The following is a 1842-nucleotide window of genomic DNA, read 5'->3' as shown; positions in this document are numbered from 1 at the left end:
GCGCTAAGCTCGATCTCCTTCAGGCTAGGCTGATTGGCGCGCCATAAAAACAATCACGATCATCGAATATGCGTCAGAGCCCAACATTGACCCCGCTCGTGAGGAGCATTCTCGTGATGGGTTAAGAGCTTCGTCAGTGCTGGGCGGGTCAAACCTTCGGCGCCCATCGTGCGTCAAATCGCGCGTCGAATAACATTTGTCCACGCCAAAGACCGCTCCCGCCCGAAGGCAAAATGAGCTATTCTCGTCCGGCTCAGGGAGGCTCTCCTCGATAGGATTTCAGACGCGGTGACAGAGATCGTGGACACTGCTTCGGCAGCAGCCACGGAAGCGCTCAAGCCAGGCCCCGAAGCGGTTGCGGCTACCACCAACGAACAAGTCTACATGCCGGAGGCGACCGACGCCGCGACCACGCCAGCTCCGCTATTCACTCGAAAGAAGCGCGGCCCTGCCCCTATGAGAGCCAACAAGAGAGTTGCGGCAGCAAGGGCCAAGAAGACAGCGTCCCGTCCGAAGAAGACTGCCAAACAAGATGCCAAGGCACCGAAGAAGGCCGCAAAGACAGCCGCTCCCAAAAAATCAACTAAACGCGCGTCAACGAAAACTGCGAAGAAGCTTGCACCAAAAAAGCCTCCGAAAAAAGGTAAGAAGTCGAAGCGCTAGTTGCCCTTCGGTTCGTCTCGCCTTTGAATTCGTTCCTGCGCTCCCGGCGGAAGATTTGCATTTTTTCTCAATCCTCCTTTGAGTAGCGTTTCGGCGCTGCATTCCGGTTATCGAAATTTTACGGCTTTGGACTATTTTCGTGGCGAAGGAGCCCGTAATGACGCCATCAGAGATTTACAAGGAGAACGCCGATAACTGCGCCATGCTCGCAGAAGGAGAGCCGTCCAGGGATAGCCCGGCTTACAAGCGGTACCGGCGCATGGAACGGGCGTGGCGGTCTTTGGCCGAAGAGCAGCAATGGCTGGATGGGGAAGTACCACCGGTCCGGACGGATCGCGCCGGCGTATCGAAAAAGCCGCCTCGTTAGGACGGCTTTTCCTGTCTTCAAAAACTTGCGGCATTGCCGATGTGGTCGCCGGGTATCGTGTTCTTCTAGCGGATTCTCTCCGGTGAAGAGAGCCTAGCCGCGCTTCTGCGGGAGCGCCAGAATAATCTGCAGTTGCTCCTTTAATTGGTCGATGGAAAACGGCTTGCCGATCGCCGGCGCATTCCTGAATTCCTCCTCCAGCGGCGGCCCGCCGTAGCCCGTGCTGAACAGGAAGGGAATTTTCCGTGCGCGCAGGATGCGCGCCACCGGGAAAACCAAATCGCCCGCAAGGTTGACATCGAGAAGCGCCACATCGAATGATGCCGCGGTGGCAAGTTCGCATGCCTTTGGCACGTGAGCGGCCGAGGCGACCACTTTCAATCCTAGTTCCTCGAGCATGTCTTCGATCATGAGGGCCACCAAGCCCTCGTCTTCGACCAGGAGAGCCCTTGCGCCGGACAGCTCAACCATTGGACGCGGCAGCCGCTACGGGAAACACCATACGGCAGCGGGTGCCCTCCGGCTTGAACACCAGATCGAACTCGCCCGTGAGGTCATGCTCTAGGCACCGCTCCATCAGTCGCGTACCGAAGCCACGCCGCTTGGGCGGCAAAACCGGGGGACCGCCGCGTTCGCGCCACTCGCATTCCACCGCATTTTGCGACACTTCGTTTGGGCCAAGCCGCCAAGTGAAGGACACAGTCCCATCGGGCACCGAGAGTGCGCCGTACTTCGCGGCGTTGGTCAGAAGCTCGTTCAGCACCATGGTGATGCTCAGTGCGCTGCGCGCGTCCAGATCGACGTGAGGCCCT

General features: G+C 58.7%; 3 protein-coding genes. 1 reads left to right on the top strand and 2 read right to left on the bottom strand.

The genetic code is table 11. From position 1 onward, the window contains the following. Nucleotides 1-288 precede the first annotated feature (288 nt). The gene (locus IVB32_RS12905) at nt 289-663 is read left to right on the top strand and encodes a hypothetical protein (RefSeq protein ID WP_247370661.1); all 375 of its coding nucleotides are present in this window, start codon (nt 289-291) and stop codon (nt 661-663) included. A gap of 460 nt (nt 664-1123) precedes the next feature. Here the strand turns inward: IVB32_RS12905 and IVB32_RS12895 are convergent, their stop codons facing one another. Continuing rightward, nucleotides 1124-1501, bottom strand: coding sequence for a response regulator (locus tag IVB32_RS12895; RefSeq protein ID WP_247370655.1), 378 nt, complete (start codon nt 1499-1501; stop codon nt 1124-1126). Further along, the coding region (locus IVB32_RS12890) for a sensor histidine kinase (protein WP_247410490.1) at nt 1494-1842 on the bottom strand (349 nt) is incomplete at its 5' end. The genes IVB32_RS12895 and IVB32_RS12890, both read right to left, overlap by 8 nt.

The organism is Bradyrhizobium sp. 23, assembly GCF_023073295.1.
Lineage (GTDB): Bacteria > Pseudomonadota > Alphaproteobacteria > Rhizobiales > Xanthobacteraceae > Bradyrhizobium > Bradyrhizobium canariense_D.
Note: the sequence above shows the minus strand (reverse complement) of the source record. Positions and strands in the feature narration are given on the sequence as shown.

Excerpts from the sequence above, each read along its gene's own strand:
- IVB32_RS12895 (WP_247370655.1), bottom strand. The coding sequence starts at position 1,501 with ATGGTTGAGCTGTCCGGCGCAAGGGCTCTCCTGGTCGAAGACGAGGGC.